Origin of the sequence: Lentzea sp. CA-135723 (genome assembly GCF_050936595.1) — a bacterium.
In the GTDB taxonomy this organism is placed as follows: domain Bacteria; phylum Actinomycetota; class Actinomycetes; order Mycobacteriales; family Pseudonocardiaceae; genus Lentzea.
Window position 1 is genome coordinate 5,224,946 of the sequence record NZ_JBNJMK010000001.1, and the last position, 23,086, is coordinate 5,248,031.

The following is a 23,086-nucleotide window of genomic DNA, read 5'->3' on the forward strand; positions in this document are numbered from 1 at the left end:
ATGTTCGGATCGTTAGGCATATACAACTATCGCCTGTACGCCTCCGGCCAGATCATCTCGCTGGTCGGCGTGTGGATGCAGCGCGTGGCCCAGGACTGGCTGGTCCTGGAACTGTCCAACGGCTCCCCCGTCGCTCTCGGCTTCGCGGCCTCGCTCCAGTTCCTGCCCGTCCTGCTGCTCTCGATGTGGGGCGGCGTCCTCGCCGACCGCATGGACAAGCGCAAGCTCCTGCTCTGGCTGGAGTCCGCGCTCGGACTCTGCGCGCTGGCGTTGGGCTTGTTGGACGTCTTCGGGGTTGTCGAACTGTGGCACGTCTACCTGCTGTGCCTGTTGCTCGGCGCCTTTTCGGCCGTCGAGACACCTGTGCGGCAGTCGTTCGTCGTCGAGATGGTCGGGCGTGATCAGCTGACCAACGCCGTGGCGATCAACTCGATGATGTTCAACCTCGCGCGGATCATCGGCCCGGCCATCGCGGGCGTGACGATCGTGGCCATCGGCACCGGCTGGGTCTTCCTCGCCAACGCCATCAGCTTCGTGGGCGTGGTCGGCGGCATCTGGCTGATGCGCACGAAGCAGCTGATGCGCTCCGATCCCCTGCCCCGCGAGAAGGGCCAGCTGCTGTCCGGCCTGCGCTACGTGCGCAGCCGCCCGGACCTGCTGACGGTCATGCTGCTGGTGTTCTTCATCGCCACGTTCGGCATGAACTTCTACATGACGCTGGCGATCGTGGCGCGCAACGTGTTCGGCGGCGACGCCGACGCGTACGGGCTCCTGTCGACGCTGATCGCCGTGGGCACGCTGGCCGGCGCCACGCTGGCGGCCAAGCGGAAGACGCCGAAGATGACCGTGTTCATCGGGTCCGGTGTGGTGTTCGGCGTGCTGGAGATCATCTCCGGGATGATGCCGACGATGCTGCTCACCGGGTTGATGATGATCCCGGTCGGTGTCGCGATGATGACGTTCAACACGACCGCCAACGCCACCATCCAGCTGGCCGTCGAGCCGGAGATGCGCGGCAGGGTCATGGGCATCTACATGCTGGTGTTCCTAGGCGGGAACCCCGTCGGCGGGCCGTTGATGGGGTGGCTCGGCGAGATCAACGGCCGTGCGCCGATCATCATCGGCGGTGCCGTGTCGATGCTCGTGACGATCACCGCGTGGATCATCCTGGTGCGGCGCGGCGACATCGCGAAGCCGCGCCTGCGCAGGCGCGTGGCGGAACCCGCCGAGATCAGCCCAGCAGAGTTGCAGCCGTCGGATCGGTGATCAGCGCGGCGAACGCGTGCCGGTCGTCCCACCGCTCCGCCACCCACGCCAGCGCCCGCGAGAGCCCCTCCGGCGTGTCCGCGGCGTGCGGGACGCCGTCGACCATCCACCACTCGACCCGCTGACCGTCCACGAACAACGAGTCGTGCACGACGACGACACCGTCCGGCAGCTCGACCTCCAGCAGCTCGCACGCCTTGCGCACGGCCCCGAGATCACGCCACTGCACGACCTCGCCGACGTGGTCCGGTGACCCGTCGAACTCCTCGGACGCGAGTGCCAGGTCCAGCAGGTCGGCCAGCTCTTCCGAGCCGTCGGCCAGCAGCACTCGCGAGGCCGGCGCGACGCCCATCAGCCACGGGTGGTCCAGCACCACGACGTCGTCCGCCGCGGCCACCGTCCCGGACAGCACGCGGACCCGTTCCGGCGGCGCGAAGTCGCCCTCCGGCAGCGCCGCGTAGGCGCGCAGCACGACGGCGTCCGCGATCACGCGGTCCTCGTCGCCGAGGCGGTCCAGCACGAACTCGGCATCGTCGTCGTCCCAGATCTCCAGCCTGGACCGGACGCCGGCCGCGCGCAGCACGTGCTCCGCCAGCTCAAGATCAGGGACCGTGTCGAACAGCCCGTCCAGCAACGTCGCGTCGGCGAGCCGGTACTCGCGCGGGGCCTTGCCCGCCAGCGACGCGTGCCGGGCGATCCACCAGCCCGTGTAGCCGTCCGGCTCGGTGACGGCGCGCCAGGTGACCGGGTCGGAGGCGAGCAGCCGGAGTGCGGCCGGCCAGTCGGACACCAGGTCGAGGTCGCGCACGGCCACGACCCGGCGGGGCTCGTCCGGGGTCGACGACCACCACGCGGACTCGTCCGGCAGGTCGTGGTCGGCACCGGCGGGCTCGTCGTCGACCACCAGGGAGAAGCCGTCGACGACGCCCACGGCGACGAGAGCGGCCCTCGGGTAGGTCTCGGCGATCTCCTTGGACAGCAACGGGAACGCGTCCGCCTCGACCACGCCGACCAGCGGCGAGTCGGGCAGCAGCAGTTCGTCGGCGCGGTGCCACTCGCCGGACGAGTCGGGCAGGGCCAACGCCCCTAGCCACGGTTCCTCGCCCGCCCGCACGGCCGCGCGGTCCACCAGCCGGAGCACGGTCTCGATCAGGTCCTCGCCGTCGAGACCCGCCTCGGCGTCCTCCAGCGAGCGCGCCACGTTCTCGCGCAACGAAGGGTCGGCCAGCAGCTCGGAGGCGCCGGCTTCGACGGCGCCCAGGCGGACCAGCAGCGGGTGCACGGCGTCCGGGTGGACGACGCGCAGGCCGGGCAGCGGTTCGTCGGCGATCAGGGTGGTGCGCGGGCCCGTCACCGTGCGGCCGTCGGCCAGCGGCACGGGCAGCGACTGCAACGCCTCGCGGACGTCCGGGTCGACCTCGGCGAGCGGCGCGAAAGCGGCGTAGACGTCCCGCCACCAGCCAGGGTCGCCGGAGACACCGGCCAGCGCGGCGACGACCTCGGCCGTCGTCACGCGCGGAACTTCCAGCGCTGCCAACGCCTTCGCGTGCACGGGTGCGGAGAGCTCGGCGTCCAGGAGGCCCGGCAGGGCGTCCTCGACCAGGTCGACCAGTTCCTCGGAACCGACGTCGAGCACGCGGGCCCGGGACGGTTCGATCCACTCACCGGAGGCGAGCGGCAGCCAGGCCGAGGCGCGCAACGAGCGCAGCAGCGCCGCGCGGAGTCGATCGTCCACTTCGGACAGCGGGAAGCCGGGCAACGGCACCAGCGCGGTGCGTTCGATCGCCGGGACCCGCGCGACCAGCTCCGGGTAGGCCTCGGCGGCGGCGTCCAGCACCGACCAGGCGGCCGGGCCGGGCAAGATGCGGCGGCGCGACGGCTCGACCGGCAGCGTGGCGATCAGGCGGGCGGGCAGCGACAGGCGTTCGTCGGTCGGGGTCGGCGCGTGCAGCACGTCCTCGCCCAGCGGCTCGTCCAGCGGGTACGCCCACGAGACGGTCCACTGCGGACGGTGCTCGACGCCCTGCACCAGCTCGGCGGGCAGCTCGCCGACCGCGCGTTCGACCAGCCAGCGCGCGGAACCGACGGTGACCACGCCGTCCGCGGTGACGAAGCGTTCCCAGGACTCGGCGCCGACCTCGATGCGGCGCAGGCCGGGCAACGCCAGCAGCAGGTCGGGTACCTCCTCCGCCAGGTCGTCCAGCGACAGGTCGACCTTGAGCGGCAGCCTGACCTCGGTCGTGAAGCCGTCCGGCACGGTCTCGGCGACCGGCCACACCAGGCGCAGCACCGGCACGTCGCCGCCGCGTTCGGAGGCGAGCTCGGGCACCTCGGCACGGGTGCGTTCGGCGGAGAACTCGACGCCGCCGGACGTGGAGATCACGCGGGGCGCGTCGGACACCGCCAGCACGGCCGCGAAGCCCACGCCGAACTGGCCGACGCCGGACTCCTTCGACGAGGCGCGCAGCGACGCCAGCGCGGCGACACCGGCCTCGGTCAGCGCGGCGCCGGTGTTCGCGGCGCGCAGCTCACCGTCGACCAGCGTGATCCGCAACACACCCGGCTCGTCGCCCGCCGCGTCGGCCGCGTTCTGGGCGAGCTCGACCAGCAGCCGGTCGCGGTAGCCGCCGAGCCGCAGGTCCTCCTCGGCGTTGGCGTCCTCGCGGAACCGGGTGGGCGAACCACGCCACGCCGCGAGGACCGAGGCGCGCAGGACCTCGGTGCCGAACGGATCGGTCACTCCGAGACGCTCGCCGCGTCGACGGTCTCCGCGGCCGGCTCGGCCTCCACGACCTCGAGCTGCGCGTCGTCGTAGACCAGGTCCGCGACGGGCACGATCGAGCCCATCTCGACCTCGACCTGCGAGTGCGCGCCGCAGCCGTACTCGACGTGCACGACGTGGCCGTCGGCGGGCGCGATCTCGTTCGCGCACACGCCGAACGCCGAGCCGAACGCACCGGCGACGCGGGTGTAGAAACCGCAGGTGCCGCAGTGCGCGGGGGCGCTGCGGGCCATGTCGGAGCGCGGGCCGAAGTCGGAGGTCGCCCAGCGGTCGGCGGCGTCCAGGCGGCCCTCGCGGGACAGGACGCGGGTGCGGCCGAGGCCGATCTCCAGCGCCACCTCCTCGACGGCGGGGTCGTCGGACTGCACGTACGCCTCGACCAGGCGCGGGTCGTTCTCCCGGGGCGGCAGCAGGTCGCCGACGCCCAGGTCACCGGCGCGGACCCGTTCACTCCACGGGACCCACTCCGGGGCGACCAGCGCGTCCTGACCGGGCAGCAGCACGACCTCGCTGACCGAGACCGGGGAGCCCTCGCCCGCGTAGGCGACGGTCACCGCCCAGGTCCAGCCGCGGTAGCCGGCGTGCTCGGCGTCGAAGAGGTGCGTGACGGAGTACTCGTCCTCGCCGAGCACCCCCACGTGAGCACCGACGCGTTCCAACCCGGCTTCGTCCTGCGCTGCTTCGCGGGCGAGGTCAACGGCGTCGGCGAGCAGTTGCGTGGCGTTCACGACCTGAATTGTGCCGCAGGACTTCGCCGGGACGAAAACTCGTGCCACCCTCCGTTGGGTGCGCTCACCCGTCTGGCTGGTCCTCGTCGCGGTCTTGGCCGCCTGTTCTTCTCCCGAGCCAGCAAAACCGCAGGTAGAAGTTCTGCAAAAGATTCCGCATGACACGTCGGCGTTCACCCAGGGGTTGGAACTGGTCGACGGCGTCCTCTACGAGGGCACCGGCCTCGAGGGCGAGTCGACGATGCGCGCCCTCGATCCGGCGACCGGGAACGTCCAGAAGGAGGTCGACCTGCCGCCCGAGTTCTTCGGCGAGGGCATCACCGTCGTCGGCGACACCATCTGGCAGATCACGTGGCAGAACGGCGTCGCCATCGAGCGCGACCGGAAGACGCTCGACGAGAAGCGCCGCGTCTCCTACGAGGGCGAGGGCTGGGGCATCTGCGACGACGGCAAGCGGCTCGTCATGAGCGACGGCACCGCGAAGCTGACGTTCCGCGACCCGAAGACGTTCGCCGAGACCGGAAGCGTGCAGGTCACGCGGGACGGGAAGCCGCTGACGCAGTTGAACGAGCTGGAGTGCGTCGGGGACAAGATCTGGTCGAACGTGTGGAAGACCGACGAGATCGTGCGGATCGACCCCGGTGACGGTCAGGTGCTGAACACCTACGACCTGTCGTCGTTGAAGCCTTCGGGCGACGTGGACGTGCTGAACGGCATCGCGCACATCCCGGGAACCAACGAGTTCCTGGTCACAGGCAAGAACTGGCCGACCATCTTCCGAGTGAGGTTCAACGGGATGGGGCAGGATTGACGGTGTGACGGGCGACCGCGAGGACCAGCCTCCGAGGCGCTACCCGTGGCAGGACGACGAGTACCGGCCGCGGGAGCGCCGTGGCGTGCCGTCCGAGCACGGTTTCCAGCCGCCGCCCCAGCAGACCCGGCCGCTGCCCAACTCCGACCAGCAGACGACCCCGACGCCGAAGCCGCCGCGCAAGCTCACCGTCACGCGCGTGGCGTGGTTCCGCAGCAAGCAGATCTCCGCGCAGGCCGTGGCGGCGTTCCGGCGGGCGGCGCACGCGGACGGCGCCGGCAAGTCCGGCATGACTTCCGTCACCTACGCGGTGATGATGAACTACGCCGCCGACGCCGCGATGGCCGTGGCGCTGGCGAACACGCTGTTCTTCTCGGCCGCGTCCGCCGAGTCCAAGACCAAGGTCGCTCTCTACCTGCTGATCACCGTGGCGCCGTTCGCGTTGATCGCGCCGGTGATCGGGCCGTTGCTGGACAAGATCCAGCGCGGCCGGCGGCTGGCGCTCGCCGCGTCGTGCGTGCTGCGGATCGGGCTGTCCGTGGTGATGGCGCTGAACTTCGACAACTGGCTGCTGTACCCGGCCGCGCTGGGCAGCATGGTGCTGTCGAAGTCGTTCACCGTGCTGAAGTCCGCGATCACCCCGCGCGTGCTGCCACCGGAGATCACGCTGTCCAAGACCAACGCGCGCATGACCGTGTTCGGGCTCGCGGCGGGCGCGGTGTTCGGCGCGCTGGCGGCCGGGTTCGCGAACCTGTTCGGCTCGCCGGGCGCGTTGTGGTTCACCGCCGTGCTGTGCGGGGTGAACGCCTGGCTGTGCATGAAGATCCCGTCGTGGGTCGAGGTGACCGAGGGCGAGGTGCCGGCGACGCTGACCTCGAAGCCCGCCAGGCAACGGATCTCGCGGCACGTCGCGGTCTCGTTGTGGGGCAACGGCTCCATCCGCATGCTGACAGGGTTCCTGACGCTGTTCGCGGCGTTCGTGGTGCGCGAGCAGACCGAGGGCGACGCCGTCCGCCAGCTGCTCCTGCTCGGCGTGATCGCCGGTGCCGCCGGCATCGGCAGCTTCCTGGGCAACGCGATCGGCGCGCGGCAGCACTTCGGCAAGCCCGACGAGGTGGTGCTGGCCTGCGTCGCCACCGCCCTCGCCGCCACGATCGTCGCCGCCGCCCTCCCGGGCCTGGTCACGGCGGCCGTCGTCGGTCTGCTGGGCGCCACCGCCTCGTCGCTGGCGAAGATCAGCCTCGACGCGGTGATCCAGGACGACCTGCCGGAGGAGTCGCGCGCGTCGGCGTTCGGGCGTTCCGAGACGATCCTGCAGCTCGCCTGGGTCTTCGGCGGCGCGCTGGGCGTGCTGCTGCCCGCGACGTTCTGGGTCGGTTTCCTGGTGCTGTCCGTGCTGCTGGCGGTGGGGCTCACCCAGACCTGGATGTACCGCAACGGCACGTCCCTGCACAAGCTGGTCCTCCGCAGGCCGGCGCCGGTGACCCCGTAGGCTGCCTGACGTGCGTCGACTTGCTTCTTTGATGGCTGCCAGCGTTCTCGTGCTGTCCGGCTGCTCCTTGCAGCAGCACGACCCGGAGGTCACGTTCTACGCGAACGGCAAGACCATCCGCATCGAGCCGACGATCTACTGCGCCTTCGACGGCTCCAACTGCGTCGAGAAGAACGCCCCCGCCTCGTTGAAGGTGCCCGCCGGCAAGGTCGTCCAGATCTCCGTCGACGGCCGGCTCGCGTCGGGCATCTGGGAGGTCGTGTGCGTGTACGAGAACGCCGCCCGCGTCCAGGAGGGCTGCTCCTCCCCGTTCCTCGGCAGGGGCGACGACTACACCTACACCCTGGCCGTCCCGAACGACTCGGACCAGCTGCTCCGCATCGAGGTCCACGAGGCGGCCGCCGCGGTCCTGGAAACCGGCCAGCCGCTCATGCGCGGCTCGTGGGTGGTCGACGTCACGCGTTGATCAGCGCCTGCCGAACGCCTCCCACCACTCGGTGGGCGCGATGCGGTGAGCGGCCTCCATCAACGCCTTGCCGGTGTCGGTGACCACCGACGCCCGCATGGTCTGCATGAAGAGCTCCATCTTCCCGACCCCGGTGGCCTGGTACTCCCTGGCCTGCAAGAGGAGTTCGAGCTTGTCGGCGTCTCTTGAGCATCGCGCTTCTGGCGTGTGGTCGAGGTCCTTGGCCGCCTCGTGCTCGGCGATCAACTGCCGGATGTGCTCGGCGAGTTGCGGAGGCAGGTGCCGGACCTGGTCGCGAGCCACCTGCTCCGGCGGCACCTTGACGTCCACGTAGAGCTTGCCGACGTACGGGATGTCGCCGACGCGCGTCTCCGGCACGTCGTGGAAGAGGCCGAGGGTCGCCGCCCGGTCGGGGTTCGCGCCCTCCTGCACGGCGATGGCGTAGGCCAGCACGCCCACCCGGAAGGAGTGGGCGGCCACCGTTTCCGGGTGCTGGACCCCGGCGAAGAGCCAGCCCGCCCGAGGCAGGCGCTTGAGCTGGCCGACCTCGTAGACGAACTCGACGATCCTGTCAGCGTCAGACATGCCGCTGATCCTTTTACGGATCGAGGTCCCGCGCCACCGCCCGGACGACCTCGGCCACCAGCTTCATGCTCTTCTTGTCGGACGGGTACCGCCCGCGCCGCAGATCAGGCTGCACCTTGTTCTCCAGCAGCTTGATCATGTCCTCGATCAGCCCGTGCAGCTCCTCCGCGGGCCGCCGCCGGGCCTCGGCCACGGACGGGGCGGGGTCGATCAACCGCACGGACAGCGCCTGCGGGCCGCGGCGCCCTTCCGCCATGCCAAACTCGATGCGCTGGCCGGCCTTCAGCCCGGTGACACCGGGGGGCAACGCCGCTTTGCGGACGTAGACGTCCTCGCCACCGTCCTGGGTGACGAATCCGAAGCCCTTCTCCGTGTCGTACCACTTGACCTTGCCGGTCGGCACCGCGCTCACCATTCCCTTACCTCTGCACAACGAACGCGCCCCAGGCGTACCCGAGACGCGTCCCACCAGAGTAGCCAGAAGACCAGGACGAAGGCACCTCCGTTAGCGCGACTACAGTCCCTTCCATGACCGCTCCGAAGTTGATGCCGCTGGCCATCGGCCTGTTCGCCGTGGGCGTACTGGCGATCGTCGCGGTCTTCGTGCTCTTCGCCGCCGGCTACGGCGACCTGCCGGTGTGGCTGAACGTCGCGGCGACCTACCTGCCCGCCGCCGGGCTGGGGCTCGGGATCATCGCGGTGATCAGGAAGTCACGCCAGAAGAGGTCCTGAGCCACTCCGGGAACTCGCGCAGGTCCTCGAACACCGCGGTCGCGCCGGCCTCCAGCAGTTCCGCGCGCGAGCACGGCCCCGTGACGACACCGACGCCCAGGGCGCCCGCGGCCAGCGCACCGTTCATGTCACCGACGTGGTCACCCACGTAGACGGCCGCGCCGTGCAGCTTCAGGGACTCCGCCTTGCCCGTCGACCACAGCTCGCCGTAGAGGTGGTCGACCTCCCAGCCGAGCGCTTCCAGGTGCAGGGCCGCGTTCTTGCGGTACTTGCCGGTCACGATCATGGTCGAGCCGCCCAGCTCCCGAACGCTCCGCAACGCCTCGAAGGCGCCCGGCAGCGCGACGGTCGCCGGGATCACGACCTCCGGGTACAGCGAGCGGAACAACGCCACCAGGTCCGGGATCTCTTCCTCCGGCACGCCCATCTCGCGGTAGGTCATGTCCAGCGGCGGGCCGAGGTTCGACGCGAAGTGCTCGCCGTCGAGGTCGTAGCCGCTGCGCGCACCCACCTCGTTCATCACGGCGGCCATGCCCGGTCGCGGGTCGATGAGGGTCATGTCCAGGTCGAAGCCCACGGTGAACGGCACGGAACCTGACTCTACGTCTTTACATAAGCCTCAGATGTGTAAAGGTGAGGTGGTGAGCAACATCACCGAGCTCTTGCTGGACGCGGCCGCGGACCTCCTGGCGGCCAGGGGCTTCCACGGGCTGCGCATGATCGAGGTCGCCAGCCGCGCCGGGGTCAGCAGGCAGACCGTCTACAACGAGTACGGCAACAAGGAAGGCCTGGTCCAGGCCGTCGCCGTGCACAAGACGGAGGAGTACCTGAACGGGATCATGTCCCGGCTCCAGGACGACCCCGACCCGTGGGAGGCGATGCGGTCGGCGTTCCGCTTCACCTTCGAGCAGACCGAGAAGGACAGGCTCGTCTCGGCCGTGCTGACCGGCCAGAACGCCGAGGACCTGTTGCCGTTCATCACGATCCGCGGCCATCCGATCCTCTTCCACGCCACCGAGGTCGTCGAGCAGCACCTGAGCAGGCACTTCCCCGGCAGGCACGTGCGGTTCACGGCGGAGACGACGGTCCGGCTCGCGCTCAGCCACCTGCTGATGCCGAGCGGCGACCTCGACAGCGCGATGGACGCCGTGGTCAGGGTCGCCAGAGCGACGATGGACACATGACCTGAAGCCCCGTTGTTGCAATAGTATTGCAACAACGGGGAGGTGTCCTGGTGGTCGCTGTGCCGGCGCGGTTGCGCGCGGGGGCGGCGTTGCTCGGTCCGGCGTTCGTCGCCGCGATCGCGTACGTCGACCCCGGCAACGTGGCCACCAACACCGCGGCGGGCGCGACGTACGGGTACCTGCTGGTGTGGGTGCTCGTCGTCGCGAACGTCATGGCGGGTCTCGTGCAGTACCTGTCGGCCAAGCTCGGCCTGGTGACCGGGAAGTCGTTGCCGGAGGCGGTGCGCGACCACCTGCCGCGGCCTCTGCGGCTCGCCTACTGGGGGCAGGCCGAGGTCGTCGCGATGGCCACCGACCTCGCCGAGGTGCTCGGCGGGGCGATCGCGCTGCACCTGCTGTTCGACCTGCCGTTGCTGCTCGGCGGCGTGATCACCGGTGTCGTGTCGACGCTTTTGCTGCTGGTGCAGGACAAGCGCGGGCAGCGGCCGTTCGAGCGGGTGATCACGACCATGCTCGTGGTGATCGCGGCCGGGTTCGTGGCGGGGCTTTTCGTGTCCTCGCCGTCGGTCTCCGGGGCCGCCGCCGGGCTGGTGCCGCGGTTCGACGGGGCGGACAGCGTGCTGCTCGCGGCGGGCATGCTCGGCGCGACGGTGATGCCGCACGCCGTCTACCTGCACTCGGCCCTCGCGCGCGACCGGCACGGCCGGGACCCGTCGGTGCTCAGGGCCACCAAGGTCGACGTCGTGGTCGCGATGGTGCTGGCGGGCGCGGTCAACCTGGCGATGCTGCTGCTCGCCGCGTCCTCGTTGCAGGGCAAGGAGAACGTCGACACGCTCGAAGGAGCGCACGCGGCCGTCGGCGTGACGCTGGGCAGCGGGGTCGCGGTGCTGTTCGCGCTCGGTCTGCTGGCGTCCGGGTTCGCCTCGACGGCGGTCGGCTGCTACGCGGGCGCGGTGGTGATGGACGGCCTGCTGCGCGTGCGGATCCCTTTGCCGACAAGGCGTCTGGTCACGCTGGTGCCGGCGTTGGCGGTCCTGGCGGTCGGGGTCGACCCGACGTTCGCGCTCGTGCTCTCCCAGGTCGTGCTGTCGTTCGGCATCCCGTTCGCGCTGGTGCCGCTGGTGTGGCTGACCGCGCGCCGGTCCGTGATGGCGGACTACGCGAACCGGCGGCCCGTCACGATCGCCGCGTGGATCGTGACGGGCGCGGTCGTCTCGTTGAACGTGGTGCTGATCTACCTGGTGACGTCCGCGTAGGAGACGCCGAGCTGCCCCAGCGCGGTCTCCATGATGCGGATGATCTCCAATGAGTCGTTCCACGTCATGTCGGCGTGCTCGACCGACCCCTGGGCGACCCCGTCGTCGACCGCCCGGATCTGGTGCGTGTAGCCGCCGTCCTCGATCACGTGCTCGACGCCGTTGATGAGCGCCCTGGTGGGGTTGAAGAACGACTCGGGGAGGTCGACGCGGCCCTTGGTGCCGACGATCGTGGCGACGGCGCCCGTGCTCGCGGTGAGGGAACAGCCGAGCAAGGCGTGCGCGCCGTTCTCGTAGCCCAGCAGGATGCCCGCGTCGGCGTCCACTCCTCCTGGCGCGAGGCTGCCGTGCGCGTGGATCTCCGTGGGGACGCCCAGGAGCAGGTGCGCGAGCGAGATCGGGTAGACGCCGAGGTCGAGGATCGAGCCGCCGCCCGCCTCCTTGGCCCACAGGCGGTCGTTCGCGTCGTACGCGTGGCTGAACCCGAAGTCGGCGCGGATCTGCCGCACCTCACCGATCTCGCCGTTCCGGACCGCCGCCACGATCCTGCGGACCAACGGGTTGAAGCGCGTCCACATGGCCTCCATGAGGAACAGCTGCTTAGACCGTGCCCGTTCGATCATCTCCTCGACCTGCGCGACCGTCAGCGCGAGGGCCTTCTCGCACAGCACGTTCTTGCCGGCGTCGAGCGCGGCGAGCACGACCTCGTGGTGCTGGCCGTGCGGCGTGGCGACGTAGACGATCTTGATCTCGGGGTCCGCGAGCAGCTCCTGGTAGCTGCCGTACGCGCGCGGAATCCCGAACTTCTCCGCGAACTGCCGGGCTTTCGCGATGTCCCGCGACGACACGGCGCCGACCGAGACACCCGCCTTGAGCATGTCAGCGGTCACGGCATGCGCGATTCCGCCCGTTGCGATCACACCCCACGTCATGCGATCAGCTTAGATTGGAGGTATGCGCCTCATCCTGAACGTGATCTGGCTGGTGCTCGCCGGCTTCTGGATGGCCGTCGGGTACGCGGTCGCCGGCATCATCTGCTGCATCCTGATCATCACGATCCCGTGGGGCATCGCGTCGTTCCGGATCGCGAACTACGCGCTCTGGCCGTTCGGGCGCGAGGTCGTCGACAAGCCGGGCGCGGGAGCCGGATCGCTGCTGGGCAACATCATCTGGATCGTCGTGGCCGGCTTCTGGCTCGCCATCGGCCACATCGTCACCGGCATCGCCCTCTGCATCACGATCATCGGCATCCCGCTCGGCATCGCGAACTTCAAGCTCGTGAAGGTCTCGCTCGTCCCGCTGGGCAAGGAGATCATCGAGCTGCCGTGACCTCCTGGCCTTCCGCGAGCTCGTGCAGGCAGAGGATGTTGCCCTCGGTGTCGAGGAACCACGCGGCGCGCTCGGCGCCCATGACCGCGATGTGGTTCGTGGTCTTGAAGTCCGGCAGGTCGTAGTCCTCGAAGCGGACGCCCCTGCCTTCGAGCTCGCGGATCTCGCCCTCGAGGTCCGGCACCTCGAAGCTGAGCACCGTGTGACCGGTCTGCGCGCCCTTCTCGGCGGGCATCAGGCCGAGCGCGTCGCCCTGGCCGAGCGCGAAGATCCGCGTGCCGTCCGGCTGCGTGGTGACGGGCTTCAGGCCGAGCCGGTCGGCGTAGAAGCGGGCGGCGCGGTCCGGGTCCTCCACGGGCAGCATCGTCGTGGTCCTGGTGGCGGTGAGCATGCTCGCCTCCTTCTCCTGAGGACCACTGATGCTGCGCCTGCCACACCCCGTTCGACCAGGGTCTTTACGCCTCATCGGCGAGTAGCCCGGCGGTCACGCTCAGGCGTGCCGCGCGCTGTCGTCGAGGCCGAGCAGTTCCACCGACCTCGCCCGCATCTCGACCTTGCGGATCTTGCCGGTGACCGTCATCGGGAACTCGTCCACGACGTGCACGTACCGCGGGATCTTGTAGTGCGCGAGCTTGCCCGTGCAGAACTCGCGCACGGCCTCGGCGGTGAGCTCCGTCGTGCCCTCGCGCAGCCGCACCCACGCCATCAGCTCCTCGCCGTACCGGGCGTCCGGCACGCCGATCACCTGCGCGTCGAGCACGTCCGGGTGCGTGTAGAGGAACTCCTCGATCTCCCGCGGGTAGATGTTCTCGCCGCCGCGGATGACCATGTCCTTGATGCGGCCGGTGATGTTGACGTAGTCGTCGTCGTCCATCACCGCGAGGTCGCCGGTGTGCATCCAGCCGGCGCTGTCGACGGCCTCCGCGGTCTTCTCCGGCTCGTTCCAGTAGCCGAGCATCACCGAGTAGCCGCGCGTGCACAGCTCCCCCGGCACGCCGCGCGGCACCGTGAGACCGCTCTCCGGGTCGACGATCTTGACTTCCAGGTGCGGGCCGACCCTGCCGACCGTCCCGACGCGACGGTCGAGGGAGTCGTCCACGCGCGTTTGCGTTGACACGGGCGAGGTTTCGGTCATGCCGTAGCAGATCGAGACCTCCCGCATGCCCATCCGGTCGACGACCTGCTTCATCACCTCGACCGGGCACGGCGAGCCCGCCATGATGCCGGTGCGCAGGCTGCTCAGGTCGTAGCCGTCGACCAGGTCGAGCATCGCGATGAACATCGTCGGCACGCCGTACAGCGACGTGCAGCGCTCTTCCTGAACCGCCGCAAGGGTTTTCGCCGGGTCGAACGCGGGCGCCGGGATCACCACGCACGCGCCGTGGCTGGTGGCCGCGAGGTTGCCCATCACCATGCCGAAGCAGTGGTAGAACGGCGGCACCACGCAGATGCGGTCGTCCTCGGTGTAGTCGACCAGCTCGCCGACGAAGTACCCGTTGTTGAGGATGTTGTGGTGTGAGAGCGTCGCGCCCTTGGGGAAGCCCGTGGTGCCGGACGTGTACTGGATGTTGATCGGGTCGTCCCGGTCCAGCTCGACGTCCGGCAGCTCGTCACCGGTCCAGCCGGGGTCGTCGGTGAAGACGACGTGCTTCAGCTCCGGGCAGCGCGGCCGGACCTCGTCGATCATGCCCGCGTAGTCCGACGTCTTGAACGACCGCGCGGACACCAGCGTGTGGATGCCGGCCTGGTTCAGCACGTACTCCAGCTCGTGCACGCGGTACGCCGGGTTGACGTTGACCAGGATCGCGCCGATCCGGGCCGTCGCGTACTGCACGAAGACCCACTCGGCGCAGTTCGGCGCCCAGATCCCGACCCGGTCGCCCTTGCGCACCCCGAGCGAGTGCAGCCCGGCCGCGGCCTTGTCGACCTCGCCGCTCAGTTCCGCGTACGTCCACCGTCGATCAGTGGCCTTGTCGACAAGTGCCTCACGATCACCGAAGCGCGCGACCGTGGCCGCGAGGTTCGCGTGGATCGTGTCGCCCAGCAGCGGGGCGGCGGACGTGCCCGAGGAGTAGCTGGCGGTCATCCCTCAGACGGTAGTCAGGCTTCGGCGTATGGCAAGGGCACGACGAGGCACGGACCACCGCTGTAGAGCCCGGCGTCGATCGCCAGCACCTTGTCGTCCGCGTAGACGAGGGGCCCGTCGATCTGGTCCGGCGTCACCCCGAGCTGGTCCGCGATGACGCTGTGCCCGTGCACGATGCGGCTGCCACCAAGCGTCGCGAGCAGCTCATCCGCGATCTCGGGCCCCTGCGGCCCCCGGAACGCGTACCGGGTCGTCATCTTGCGCCAGCACTCCCACCAGTCGACGAGGTCGTCGCCCTTCAGCACCTGCCGGACGGACTCGTTGACCTCTTCGATCGAGGCCCCCCATTCGAGGTAGGCCACGGTGTCGGAGTGCATCAGCAGGTGGTCGTCGCGCAGCTTCAGCACAGGCCTGCTCGTCAACCACTCGACGTGAACGTCGGTCAGCCGGTCCTGGTCGCTGCGCAGCCCGCCGTTGAGCAGCCAGCTGCGCGCGAACGACCGCGGCCCGAGGCTGTCCGGCACCTGCTCGTCCCCGAACCGGTACATGCCGAGCAACAGCACCTCGTGGTTGCCGATCAACGAGCTGACCGTGCCCCCGACCTCGGCCGCCTCGTCGCCGAGCCGCATGACCAGATCGATCACACCGACGCCGTCGGGCCCGCGGTCCACGAAGTCGCCGAGGAACCACAGCTCGGCCTCGCCCCCGATCCAGTGCCCCTCCTCGTCGCACAGCTCGGCGACGTGCAGGGCTCTGATCAGTTCCGAGAGGTGCCCGTGCACGTCACCCACGACGTGCATCGGGCGTCGATCCGTGTCCACCTCCGCGACGATAGGTGATGAACCCTCGCGCGTCAGTGGGCCGCCCGAATCAGCGGTCCCGCCAGGCGAGCGGAGACACCGTCAGTGCTGCTTCGGCGATCTTGCGCGCGGTCTCGGTCCGGACGCCTTTGAGCGCCGAATCGATCCATCCGTCGACTCTGTTGACGCCCGTGTCCCGGTACTCGACGGCCTGCAGGAGCATCTCCAGCTTGTCCGCGTCCTTCGCACACCGGGCCTCCGCGGACTCCTGGCCCTCGTACTCGTTGACGGCCGCCCGCACCACGTCGCGCGAGGCGTCGGGCAGGCGCGCGGTCTGGTCGGCGGTGATCTGACGAGGATCGGGCTTGCCCAGGTACCCGCTGATCGTGTGCGGCAGATCACCGGTCCGCGTCTCCTGGGTGTCGTGCCACAACGCGAGGAACGACGCACGCGCCGGGTCCGCGCCCTCCTCGGCGGCGAGGAGGGCGGCCAGCTGCGCGACCCGCATGGTGTGCTCGGCGACGGACTCCGGGTCGCGCACGCCCGCGTGCCACCAGCCGGCGCGGCGGATGCGCTTGAGGATGCCCAGCTCGTAACCGAAGGCGGCGAGTGCGGCTGCTGCCTGGTCTGACACGTCTGTCCCTCTCAGTGGTCGGCGATGCGCAACGCGTACCGAAGTCCGGCGACCTGATCACGTCCCGCGCCGGTCAGGTTGCCACTCGACGCAAGCCGGTCCAGCACCTCGCCGAACGGTTTGCGGGCATCCGGCCGCGCCTTGAGCAGCGCCGGACGCGAGGCGACGAGAGCGTGCAACGTGTGGAGGTTCAACGGCAGGTGCGGTGACTCCGGATCAAGCCGATCCAGCAGGTGGTCCAGCAGCCGACGACCGGTCCACGACTGGGTGTCGTCGCTCAGCATGAAGGCGTCGTTCGTCTGCTCGTCGCTGAGGTCGCCGATCCAGTACGCCCAGTAGTTCAGGTTCGCGACCTCGGCACGCGAGTCGGCAGTCTGCTCCACGAAGTCGTGCAGCTGAGCAGGTTCTCCCGCGGATGCGAGGGCGACCGACGCGGACCTCGCTTCGAGCAGACCCGTGATGCTTTCGCCCCGAACCCTCCGGCCTCCAGCTCGCCGCCACTCGTCACGCAACCAGTTCACGACTTCCGGCCGCTGGTCGAACCCGAGCAGGTAGACCGCTTGCCGTCGCAGCAAGGCTTCCTCGGAACGCGTGCTGCGCTCAGCGATCGCGATCAGGTGGTCGAAGAACCGCACGCGCTGCTCGGCGGGGAGGACCGGGCCGGCGGCGACCGGCCCTCGGCGAGGCACCTTCGGCGTGAACTCCCGCAACTGGTGCGGCAGAGCACCCGTGATCGGCCAGGTGATCAGGTTCGTGATCGTCCTCCGATGAACACCGGCGGACAGAGGATGACGGCCGGCGGCGGTGATCTTGTCGCCTGCACTGACTCCGGCCGACAACACCTGATCAGCTTCCATCGCCTCGGTGAGGTGGCGACGCGTCGACGAGGGCGCACCCAGCCAGGTCAACCGGGAAGCCAGGCGGAGGAAGTCACCCGCGTTCATCGCGGCGAGCGGTCGCCGTCCCGACTCCCACCCCTGCACGGTCGTCACGTCGACGGGAAGGGCGTGTGCGAGATGTTCCTGGGTCAGCCCCGCCGACTGCCGCGCGAGCTTGAGGACGAAACCCGAGACGACACCTGTCGAGTGCGAACCCCGACCACCGGTCCGCGTTGCCGACGTCCGCGTCATCAGCCCTCCCGCATCAGCGGTGCCAGCACGGAACCCGCACTCGCACTGCTGGTCAGTTCTGCACTACCCCAAACGATCGTAGCGTCACGTGTCGTAACGACTACGGAAAGTTGGAGCGGTGACCGAACAGGACGATCCCCTTCGCGTCCGCCTCGACGCGCTGGCGCCGCAGGGACTCGCGCTGAAACGCCACGTCCTGGCCAGACTCCTCGAAGGCCACCCGGGATGGCTGACCACCTCGGAAGCCGCCCGAGGCGGTCCACATCGGACAGACGCGTCCGTCCGAGGCGCGTTGACCACGCTCGTTCGCATCGGCGCGGCCCAGCACGCGGGCCAGTACGAAACCGGCGACGTGGTGCGCTGGAAGCTCTCACCCGGAGCGCACCACGTGGTCCGGGCGTTCCTGAGCCAGCGGGACCAAGAAACGCGCCCACTGACTCCGCTGCCGCCTCGAAGGGCGTACCAGCAGGTCCTGAGGGCCATGTACGAGAGCCCAGGGCAGGCCTTCACCCTCAAGGAGCTGCTGAACAGGGTCTGGAGCGAACGCACGAGCATCCGCACCCCGTTGATCGAGCTGTTCGAGGCGGGCTACCTGCTCAGAGATCTCACCGACGAGAGCCGGCACGGACGCCCGGAGTTCGTCTTCCGCCTGAACCCGGACGCCAGAACCCACGCGGACGCGCTGCTCTGCGCGCCCACCTCCTCACCCCGAAGGCCCTAGGCGGACCAGTCGCCGAACGGGTCGGCGGAGTGACCGACCAGCTCCGCGATTGACTTCAGCACGCGCGTCGGCCGGTACGGGTACATCTCGGCGGTCTCGGCGCTGAACACCCCGGACAGCACGAGGATCGTCGACAGCCCCGCCTCCAGCCCGGACCGCACGTCGGTGTCCATCCGGTCACCGATCATCAGCGCCTGCTCGGAGTGCGACCCCAACGCCCGCAGCGCGGACCGCATCATCAACGGGTTCGGCTTGCCGACGTAGTACGGCTCACGGCCGGTGGCGCGCTCGATCAGCGCGGCGACGGCCCCGGTCGCGGGCAGAGAGCCCTCACGCGAGGGACCGGTGGCGTCCGGGTTGGTGGCGATGAACTTCGCGCCCTCCTCCACCAGGCGGATGGCCTTGGTGATGGCGGTGAAGCTGTAGGTGCGGGTCTCGCCGAGCACGACGTAGTCCGGGTCGCGGTCGGTCAGGACGTAGCCGATCTCGTGCAGCGCGGTGGTGAGGCCGGCCTCGCCGATGACGAACGCGCTGCCGTTGGGGCGTTGCGAGTCGAGGAACTTGGCGGTGGCGAGGGCGGAGGTCCAGATGGACTTCTCCGGGATGTCGAGGCCCGTGCGCTGCAGGCGTGCGCGCAGGTCCCGTGGCGTGTAGATGGAGTTGTTCGTGAGCACGAGGAACGGGGTCTCGGAGGCCCGCAGTTCCGCGACGAACTCGTCCGCTCCGGGGATCAGGTGCTCCTCGTGCACGAGGACGCCGTCCATGTCCATCAAGTAGTGCCACATGGCCTAAGTATCGATGACGCGCCTGCGAAACGTCTCGATCTGGAGCTGCAGATAACGCTCGATCACTTCGAGCTCGGGGGCGGAGAACTGGTCCAGGACCTCGATCATGCTCTGGCGGGCCACCTCGAAGATCGAGTCGAACTTCGCCAGGTCCCCTGGCGTGACCTCGACGAGCACCTTGCGGCGGTCGTGGGGGTCTCGGACACGGCGGACGTATCCGGCACGTTCGAGGCGGTCGATGACGCCCGTGACGGCTCCGGTGGAGAGGCCGGAGAGTTCGGCGATCCGGCCTGCCGTGACGGGGCCGTCCGCCCGCATGGCGAGATCGAGGCACTTCTCGTCGGTCGCGGACAGGCCCATCTTCTCGGCCACCCGCGCGTGGAACATGACGGTGAGCGCGCTCTGCTCCCTCATGTACAAGGTGAACCTCTCCAGGGCCTCAGGTTCCATGTCGAACATCTTAGCGACTAAGACAATTACTTGTCAGAGTGCTCCAAACGGGCGGAACGTGAGAAACCTCGTTTGTGGAGTCACCTACAAGGGGTTGTTCATTAAGCTGAACAAGGTGACAGCAGTGGAGTTGGGTCTACCGGTCGTGCGCGGCACGCCTGACGCGTCCGCACGCCCGGACACGCCGCTGCTGCTCGACAGCTTCGGACGGGTGGCGAAGGACCTGCGGGTCTCCCTCACCGACCGCTGCAACCTGCGGTGCACCTACTGCATGCCGGCCGAGGGCCTCGACTGGCTCAAGAAGGACGAGCTCCTCACCGACGCCGAGCTGATCAGGCTCATGCGCATCGCCGTGGTCGACCTGGGCGTCACGGACATCAGGTTCACCGGCGGCGAGCCGTTGCTGCGGCGCGGGCTGGAGCACGTCATCGCCGCGACGGCCGAGCTGGAGCCCCGGCCGCGCATGTCGATGACGTCGAACGGGATCGGGCTCAAGCTCAGGGCGCAGTCGCTCAAGGACGCCGGGCTGAACCGGATCAACGTCTCGCTCGACACCCTCGACCCCGACCGGTTCGCCACGCTGACCAGGCGCGACCGCATCACGGACGTGCTCGACGGCCTCGACGCCGCCCGTGAGGCGGGGCTGGAGCCGGTGAAGGTCAACTCCGTGCTGATGCGCGGCATGAACGACGACGAGGCCGTCCAGCTGCTGCGGTTCTGCGTCGAGAACGGCTACCAGCTGCGGTTCATCGAGCAGATGCCACTGGACGCGCAGCACGGCTGGACGCGCACCGACATGGTCACGGCCGACGACATCCTCGCGATGCTCTCGACCGCGTTCACGCTGACCCCGTCGGAGACCCCGCGCGGCGGTGCGCCCGCCGAACGCTGGCTGGTCGACGGCGGTCCCTCGGTCGTCGGCGTGATCGCGTCGGTGACCAGGCCGTTCTGCGCCGCCTGCGACCGCACCCGGCTCACCTCGGACGGCCAGATCCGCAACTGCCTGTTCAGCCACGGCGAGACCGACCTGCGCGCGTTGCTGCGCGACGGCTCTCCCGACGCCGCGATCGCCGACGCCTGGCGCGCGACGATGTGGGCCAAGAAGGCCGGTCACGGCATCAACGAGGCGGGCTTCGAACAGCCCGACCGCCCCATGAGCTCCATCGGAGGATGACAGTGAGCACCCCAGCCGGCACGCAGGCGGGCACCGCCGTGAACATCCGCTACTTCGCGGGTGCGCGCGCCGCTGCCGGGGTGGCCGACGAGGACCTGCTGCTCACCGCCGCCGAACCCACCGTGGCGCTCGTCGTGAGCGCCATCCGGGAACGCCACGGCGACAAGCTCGGCAAGGTCCTCGCCGCCTCCAGCTTCCTGCTGGACGGCGTGGCGGTGCGCGACACGTCCGTGCGCGTGCCCGCCGGGTCTCAGCTGGACGTGCTGCCGCCGTTCGCGGGCGGCTGAGCGGCAGGACCGGCCAGGTCGGCGAGAACCGCTTCGGCCCGCCGCACCACCCCGCCCTGTTCGCGCGCCTTCGCCAGGTCGAGCGCCTCCTGGGCCAGGGCACGATCACCGCTCGCCACCGCGAGCGTGAGCACCGCCTCGGCCTCCAGCAGCAGGTCACCGCGTGCCCGGACGTCGACCAGCACCTGCTCGGCGAGCGCGCGGTCGTGCCGGGCGAGCTCCAGCTGGGCCCGGTGCCTGCCGACCGGGTAGTTGATCCGTTCGGCCAGCTCCACCGCGTTCTCGAACTCCCGCAGCCTGATCAGCGCCTCGACCTCGACCCTGGTCTCGCCGTTGCGCAGCGCGACCTCCAGGCTCTCCGCCGCGAGCGCACGCGCCCGTTCCTCCTCACCCGTCAGCGCTGCCGCGGTGGCCAGGTTGACCAGCAGGTTCGCCCGCCGGCCCGGCCCCACACCGGCCGCCTCGACACCGGCCAGGGCTTTCTCCAGGTGCACGCGGGCCTCGTCGTACTCCCCCAGCTCGGTGAGGGCGACGCCGATGTTCTCGTGGCTGAGGGCCGCCCTGACCGCGGATCCGAGCTCCTCATGCCTCGCCAGGGCTTCCTTGAGGTAGAACACGGCCTTGCGCAGTTCGCCACGGGCTCCGTGGATCGTGCCGAGGGTGGTCAGCGCGTTCGCCAGCACGTGCGGATGATCGCTCGACATCCGTCTCGCCTGCTCCAGGTGCTCCAGCGCCTCGTCGAAGTCGCCGAGCTCGCGCTTCACCAGCCCGATGTTGTTGTGCAGCATGGCCCGCTGGACATCCGTGCCGGCCAGGTCCAGCGCCGTGCCGTACGACTCCAGCGCCTGCGGGTACCTGCCCTGCAACCATTGGAGGTGGCCGAGACCGTTGTGCATGGCCAGTTCACCGTCCGCGTCCGCCGCCGCGCGGGCCGACGCGAGTCCTGACGTCAGCGCCGCGGCCAGCTCCGGCCAGTGCGCGGCGTAGACGAGGTAGCCGCGCAGGGCGTCCGTGATCCGGTGCGCGAACGGATGCGGCGCGATCTGCACCGCCGCGACGAGTGTCGCGCGCTTCGCGTCGGCCCACGCCCTCGCGTCGTCCGGGGTCGTGAAGCCGCGGCCGGACACGTCGAGCGGCAGCGGCTCCACCCTGGAGCCGGCGGGGCTGAGGACGTCGGCGGCGTTGTTCGCGGTCGCCAGGTAGAACGCCAGCAGCCGCCGCAACGCCGCAGGTCCCTCCTGCCCCACGCCTTCCGCCGCGAAGAGCCGGATGAGGTCGTGCAGGGCGAACTGCGCGCCCGGCCGCTGCACGAGCCCGGCACGCACCAGCACGCCGAGCCGGCGCTCAGCGTCCTCAGTGGACAGATCGCCGAGCGCGGTGGCGTCCTCCAGGTCGAAGTCGGCACCGGGGTGCACGCTCAGCAACCCGAACAGCCGGCGGACGTCGTCCGGCAACTCCTTGCAGGACAACGCGAACGCGGCGCGCACCGCCGCGTCGCCCTCGATCTCCAGCGCGTCCAGCCTGCCTTCGCCGCGCAGGTCCGCGAGGTAGTCGGGCAGGTCGCGGTCGGCGAGGTGCGCGCCCGCGATGCGCAACGCGAGCGGCAGGTTCGCGCAGAGCCTGACCAGTTCGGCGCGGTCCTCCGGGTCGCCGTCGATCTTCATGCGGTCGAGCAGCGCGCCTGCCTCGTCGTCGGCCAGCACGTCGAGCCGCGTCTGGCCGAGCAGCTCGTTGCGGCTGGTCACGATGGCCGCGCAGCCCTCGACGTCCGGGACGAGCCGGGTCAGTTCGGTGGCGTTGTCCAGCAGCACCAGCACCTTCCGGCCCCGCAGCCTCGACCGGTAGAGCGCCGTCTGCTCGTCGACGTCGAGGGGGACCTCCGCGGGCGGCACGCCGAGCGCGCGCAGGAACCGGCCCAGCGCCTGGCCGACGGTGACGGCCGGTCCCGTCGCGAACCCGCGCAGGTCGACGTGCAGCTGGCCGTCGGGGAAGCGGTCGCGGATCCGGTGCGCCAGGCGGACCGCGAGCGCCGTCTTGCCGACGCCGGGCGGGCCGGTGATCGCGAGCACCCGTTCGTCCGACGTGGACAGTGCGGCGAGCTCGGCCTCGCGGCCTACGAAGTCCGGGAGGTCGGCGGGGAGCTGGGAGGGGCCCGGCTTGCGCACGACGAGCCGGTAGCCGGAGGCGTCGGTGACGATCTCGTCGGAGACCGACTGCCGGAGCCTGCGCACGAGGGTGCGCAGTGCGGGCAACGGACTCGTGGGCGGCGCGGCGCCCCAGACCGCGAGAACCAGGTCGCCGAACAGGACGGGCTGGCCGGCCCGCTCGGTCAACGCGCGGTGCAACGCCTCGAGCCGGGTCTCCTTCGCCATCCGCCCATGATCGCGC

25 protein-coding genes are annotated in these 23,086 nt (G+C 70.0%); 11 read left to right on the forward strand and 14 right to left on the reverse strand.

The window, feature by feature from the left end; translation table 11 throughout:
- Positions 1 to 1,266, forward strand: a complete 1,266-nt coding sequence (locus ACQEU1_RS23810; RefSeq protein ID WP_433205654.1) for an MFS transporter — start codon at positions 1 to 3, stop codon at positions 1,264 to 1,266.
- On the opposite strand, the gene ACQEU1_RS23815 is transcribed toward ACQEU1_RS23810, so the two are convergent.
- Together ACQEU1_RS23815 and ACQEU1_RS23820 are read right to left on the reverse strand one after the other, a co-directional pair.
- Positions 1,232 to 4,006, reverse strand: a complete 2,775-nt coding sequence (locus tag ACQEU1_RS23815; RefSeq protein ID WP_433205657.1) for a sacsin N-terminal ATP-binding-like domain-containing protein — start codon at positions 4,004 to 4,006, stop codon at positions 1,232 to 1,234. The genes ACQEU1_RS23810 and ACQEU1_RS23815 overlap by 35 nt on opposite strands.
- Positions 4,003 to 4,776, reverse strand: a complete 774-nt coding sequence (locus tag ACQEU1_RS23820; protein ID WP_433205660.1) for a DUF3027 domain-containing protein — start codon at positions 4,774 to 4,776, stop codon at positions 4,003 to 4,005. The genes ACQEU1_RS23815 and ACQEU1_RS23820 overlap by 4 nt, the downstream gene beginning before the upstream one ends.
- 58 nt (positions 4,777 to 4,834) lie before the next feature.
- Here ACQEU1_RS23820 and ACQEU1_RS23825 point away from each other — a divergent pair, with 58 nt between their 5' ends.
- From ACQEU1_RS23825 to ACQEU1_RS23835, 3 genes are read left to right on the forward strand one after another with little or no spacing between them, the layout of a single operon-like run.
- The gene (locus tag ACQEU1_RS23825; protein WP_433205663.1) at positions 4,835 to 5,587 is read left to right on the forward strand and encodes a glutaminyl-peptide cyclotransferase; all 753 of its coding nucleotides are present in this window, start codon (positions 4,835 to 4,837) and stop codon (positions 5,585 to 5,587) included.
- 4 nt (positions 5,588 to 5,591) lie between these two features.
- On the forward strand, positions 5,592 to 7,079 hold the full coding sequence (locus ACQEU1_RS23830) for an MFS transporter (protein WP_433205665.1): 1,488 nt from the start codon (positions 5,592 to 5,594) through the stop codon (positions 7,077 to 7,079).
- A 31-nt stretch (positions 7,080 to 7,110) separates the two neighbouring features.
- Positions 7,111 to 7,545 (forward strand): DUF2771 family protein, encoded by a 435-nt coding sequence (locus ACQEU1_RS23835; RefSeq protein WP_433205668.1) that lies wholly within the window; start codon positions 7,111 to 7,113, stop codon positions 7,543 to 7,545.
- Here ACQEU1_RS23835 and ACQEU1_RS23840 read toward each other — a convergent pair whose 3' ends face one another.
- The gene (locus tag ACQEU1_RS23840) at positions 7,546 to 8,130 is read right to left on the reverse strand and encodes an HD domain-containing protein (protein WP_433205671.1); all 585 of its coding nucleotides are present in this window, start codon (positions 8,128 to 8,130) and stop codon (positions 7,546 to 7,548) included.
- A 13-nt stretch (positions 8,131 to 8,143) separates the two neighbouring features.
- On the reverse strand, positions 8,144 to 8,533 hold the full coding sequence (locus ACQEU1_RS23845) for a cold-shock protein (RefSeq protein WP_285642948.1): 390 nt from the start codon (positions 8,531 to 8,533) through the stop codon (positions 8,144 to 8,146).
- Positions 8,534 to 8,658: 125 nt separating this feature from the next.
- Here ACQEU1_RS23845 and ACQEU1_RS23850 point away from each other — a divergent pair, with 125 nt between their 5' ends.
- Complete coding sequence (locus ACQEU1_RS23850; protein ID WP_433205674.1) at positions 8,659 to 8,862, forward strand: hypothetical protein; 204 nt, start codon at positions 8,659 to 8,661, stop codon at positions 8,860 to 8,862.
- Here ACQEU1_RS23850 and ACQEU1_RS23855 read toward each other — a convergent pair.
- Positions 8,834 to 9,451 (reverse strand): HAD family hydrolase, encoded by a 618-nt coding sequence (locus tag ACQEU1_RS23855; RefSeq protein ID WP_433205677.1) that lies wholly within the window; start codon positions 9,449 to 9,451, stop codon positions 8,834 to 8,836. The two genes, ACQEU1_RS23850 and ACQEU1_RS23855, sit on opposite strands and share 29 nt — an antisense overlap.
- A gap of 52 nt (positions 9,452 to 9,503) precedes the next feature.
- On the opposite strand from ACQEU1_RS23855, the gene ACQEU1_RS23860 reads away from it, so the two are divergent.
- Both ACQEU1_RS23860 and ACQEU1_RS23865 read left to right on the forward strand, forming a co-directional pair.
- A complete protein-coding gene (locus ACQEU1_RS23860; RefSeq protein WP_433205680.1) occupies positions 9,504 to 10,046 on the forward strand; it encodes a TetR/AcrR family transcriptional regulator in 543 nt (180 codons plus the stop codon).
- A 50-nt stretch (positions 10,047 to 10,096) separates the two neighbouring features.
- A complete protein-coding gene (locus tag ACQEU1_RS23865; protein WP_433205683.1) occupies positions 10,097 to 11,302 on the forward strand; it encodes an Nramp family divalent metal transporter in 1,206 nt (401 codons plus the stop codon).
- Here ACQEU1_RS23865 and ACQEU1_RS23870 read toward each other — a convergent pair.
- Positions 11,281 to 12,234: a Gfo/Idh/MocA family protein gene (locus ACQEU1_RS23870; RefSeq protein ID WP_433205686.1), complete on the reverse strand. Its 954-nt coding sequence runs from the start codon at positions 12,232 to 12,234 to the stop codon at positions 11,281 to 11,283. The two genes, ACQEU1_RS23865 and ACQEU1_RS23870, sit on opposite strands and share 22 nt — an antisense overlap.
- Before the next feature lie 22 nt (positions 12,235 to 12,256).
- Between ACQEU1_RS23870 and ACQEU1_RS23875 the strand changes: the two genes are divergently transcribed.
- Complete coding sequence (locus tag ACQEU1_RS23875; protein ID WP_433205689.1) at positions 12,257 to 12,631, forward strand: YccF domain-containing protein; 375 nt, start codon at positions 12,257 to 12,259, stop codon at positions 12,629 to 12,631.
- Here ACQEU1_RS23875 and ACQEU1_RS23880 read toward each other — a convergent pair.
- The 5 genes from ACQEU1_RS23880 to ACQEU1_RS23900 form a co-directional block, all read right to left on the reverse strand.
- Complete coding sequence (locus ACQEU1_RS23880; protein WP_433205692.1) at positions 12,615 to 13,022, reverse strand: VOC family protein; 408 nt, start codon at positions 13,020 to 13,022, stop codon at positions 12,615 to 12,617. The two genes, ACQEU1_RS23875 and ACQEU1_RS23880, sit on opposite strands and share 17 nt — an antisense overlap.
- Before the next feature lie 99 nt (positions 13,023 to 13,121).
- On the reverse strand, positions 13,122 to 14,717 hold the full coding sequence (locus ACQEU1_RS23885; RefSeq protein WP_433205695.1) for an AMP-binding protein: 1,596 nt from the start codon (positions 14,715 to 14,717) through the stop codon (positions 13,122 to 13,124).
- 14 nt (positions 14,718 to 14,731) lie between these two features.
- A complete protein-coding gene (locus ACQEU1_RS23890; protein ID WP_433211707.1) occupies positions 14,732 to 15,517 on the reverse strand; it encodes a metallophosphoesterase in 786 nt (261 codons plus the stop codon).
- 70 nt (positions 15,518 to 15,587) lie between these two features.
- A complete protein-coding gene (locus ACQEU1_RS23895; RefSeq protein WP_433205698.1) occupies positions 15,588 to 16,151 on the reverse strand; it encodes an HD domain-containing protein in 564 nt (187 codons plus the stop codon).
- A gap of 11 nt (positions 16,152 to 16,162) precedes the next feature.
- Positions 16,163 to 17,281: a helix-turn-helix domain-containing protein gene (locus ACQEU1_RS23900; protein WP_433205701.1), complete on the reverse strand. Its 1,119-nt coding sequence runs from the start codon at positions 17,279 to 17,281 to the stop codon at positions 16,163 to 16,165.
- Between the two features lie 118 nt (positions 17,282 to 17,399).
- Here ACQEU1_RS23900 and ACQEU1_RS23905 point away from each other — a divergent pair, with 118 nt between their 5' ends.
- The gene (locus tag ACQEU1_RS23905) at positions 17,400 to 18,002 is read left to right on the forward strand and encodes a hypothetical protein (protein ID WP_433205704.1); all 603 of its coding nucleotides are present in this window, start codon (positions 17,400 to 17,402) and stop codon (positions 18,000 to 18,002) included.
- On the opposite strand, the gene ACQEU1_RS23910 is transcribed toward ACQEU1_RS23905, so the two are convergent.
- The gene (locus ACQEU1_RS23910; RefSeq protein WP_433205707.1) at positions 17,999 to 18,787 is read right to left on the reverse strand and encodes an HAD-IIA family hydrolase; all 789 of its coding nucleotides are present in this window, start codon (positions 18,785 to 18,787) and stop codon (positions 17,999 to 18,001) included. The two genes, ACQEU1_RS23905 and ACQEU1_RS23910, sit on opposite strands and share 4 nt — an antisense overlap.
- Before the next feature lie 3 nt (positions 18,788 to 18,790).
- Positions 18,791 to 19,237 (reverse strand): MarR family winged helix-turn-helix transcriptional regulator, encoded by a 447-nt coding sequence (locus tag ACQEU1_RS23915; protein ID WP_433205710.1) that lies wholly within the window; start codon positions 19,235 to 19,237, stop codon positions 18,791 to 18,793.
- Positions 19,238 to 19,352: 115 nt separating this feature from the next.
- Between ACQEU1_RS23915 and moaA the strand changes: the two genes are divergently transcribed.
- Complete coding sequence (gene moaA / locus ACQEU1_RS23920) at positions 19,353 to 20,411, forward strand: GTP 3',8-cyclase MoaA (RefSeq protein ID WP_433205713.1); 1,059 nt, start codon at positions 19,353 to 19,355, stop codon at positions 20,409 to 20,411.
- On the forward strand, positions 20,408 to 20,698 hold the full coding sequence (locus ACQEU1_RS23925; protein WP_433205716.1) for a MoaD/ThiS family protein: 291 nt from the start codon (positions 20,408 to 20,410) through the stop codon (positions 20,696 to 20,698). Before moaA ends, ACQEU1_RS23925 begins: the two co-directional genes overlap by 4 nt.
- Here ACQEU1_RS23925 and ACQEU1_RS23930 read toward each other — a convergent pair.
- Entirely contained in the window at positions 20,662 to 23,070 is a 2,409-nt protein-coding gene (locus ACQEU1_RS23930; protein ID WP_433205719.1) for an ATP-binding protein, read from the reverse strand. The two genes, ACQEU1_RS23925 and ACQEU1_RS23930, sit on opposite strands and share 37 nt — an antisense overlap.
- Positions 23,071 to 23,086 lie beyond the last annotated feature (16 nt).

What these genes read in the sequence shown, in the direction of transcription:
- ACQEU1_RS23810 (WP_433205654.1), top strand. Translation starts at nt 1, where the DNA reads ATGTTCGGATCGTTAGGCATATACAACTATCGCCTGTACGCCTCCGGC.
- ACQEU1_RS23835 (WP_433205668.1), top strand. Translation starts at nt 7,111, where the DNA reads ATGGCTGCCAGCGTTCTCGTGCTGTCCGGCTGCTCCTTGCAGCAGCAC.
- ACQEU1_RS23840 (WP_433205671.1), bottom strand. Translation starts at nt 8,130, where the DNA reads ATGTCTGACGCTGACAGGATCGTCGAGTTCGTCTACGAGGTCGGCCAG.
- ACQEU1_RS23850 (WP_433205674.1), top strand. Translation starts at nt 8,659, where the DNA reads ATGACCGCTCCGAAGTTGATGCCGCTGGCCATCGGCCTGTTCGCCGTG.
- ACQEU1_RS23870 (WP_433205686.1), bottom strand. Translation starts at nt 12,234, where the DNA reads ATGACGTGGGGTGTGATCGCAACGGGCGGAATCGCGCATGCCGTGACC.
- ACQEU1_RS23875 (WP_433205689.1), top strand. Translation starts at nt 12,257, where the DNA reads ATGCGCCTCATCCTGAACGTGATCTGGCTGGTGCTCGCCGGCTTCTGG.
- ACQEU1_RS23880 (WP_433205692.1), bottom strand. Translation starts at nt 13,022, where the DNA reads ATGCTCACCGCCACCAGGACCACGACGATGCTGCCCGTGGAGGACCCG.
- ACQEU1_RS23885 (WP_433205695.1), bottom strand. Translation starts at nt 14,717, where the DNA reads ATGACCGCCAGCTACTCCTCGGGCACGTCCGCCGCCCCGCTGCTGGGC.
- ACQEU1_RS23890 (WP_433211707.1), bottom strand. Translation starts at nt 15,517, where the DNA reads ATGCACGTCGTGGGTGACGTGCACGGGCACCTCTCGGAACTGATCAGA.
- ACQEU1_RS23900 (WP_433205701.1), bottom strand. Translation starts at nt 17,281, where the DNA reads ATGACGCGGACGTCGGCAACGCGGACCGGTGGTCGGGGTTCGCACTCG.
- ACQEU1_RS23910 (WP_433205707.1), bottom strand. Translation starts at nt 18,787, where the DNA reads ATGTGGCACTACTTGATGGACATGGACGGCGTCCTCGTGCACGAGGAG.
- ACQEU1_RS23915 (WP_433205710.1), bottom strand. Translation starts at nt 19,237, where the DNA reads ATGGAACCTGAGGCCCTGGAGAGGTTCACCTTGTACATGAGGGAGCAG.
- ACQEU1_RS23925 (WP_433205716.1), top strand. Translation starts at nt 20,408, where the DNA reads ATGACAGTGAGCACCCCAGCCGGCACGCAGGCGGGCACCGCCGTGAAC.
- ACQEU1_RS23930 (WP_433205719.1), bottom strand. Translation starts at nt 23,070, where the DNA reads ATGGCGAAGGAGACCCGGCTCGAGGCGTTGCACCGCGCGTTGACCGAG.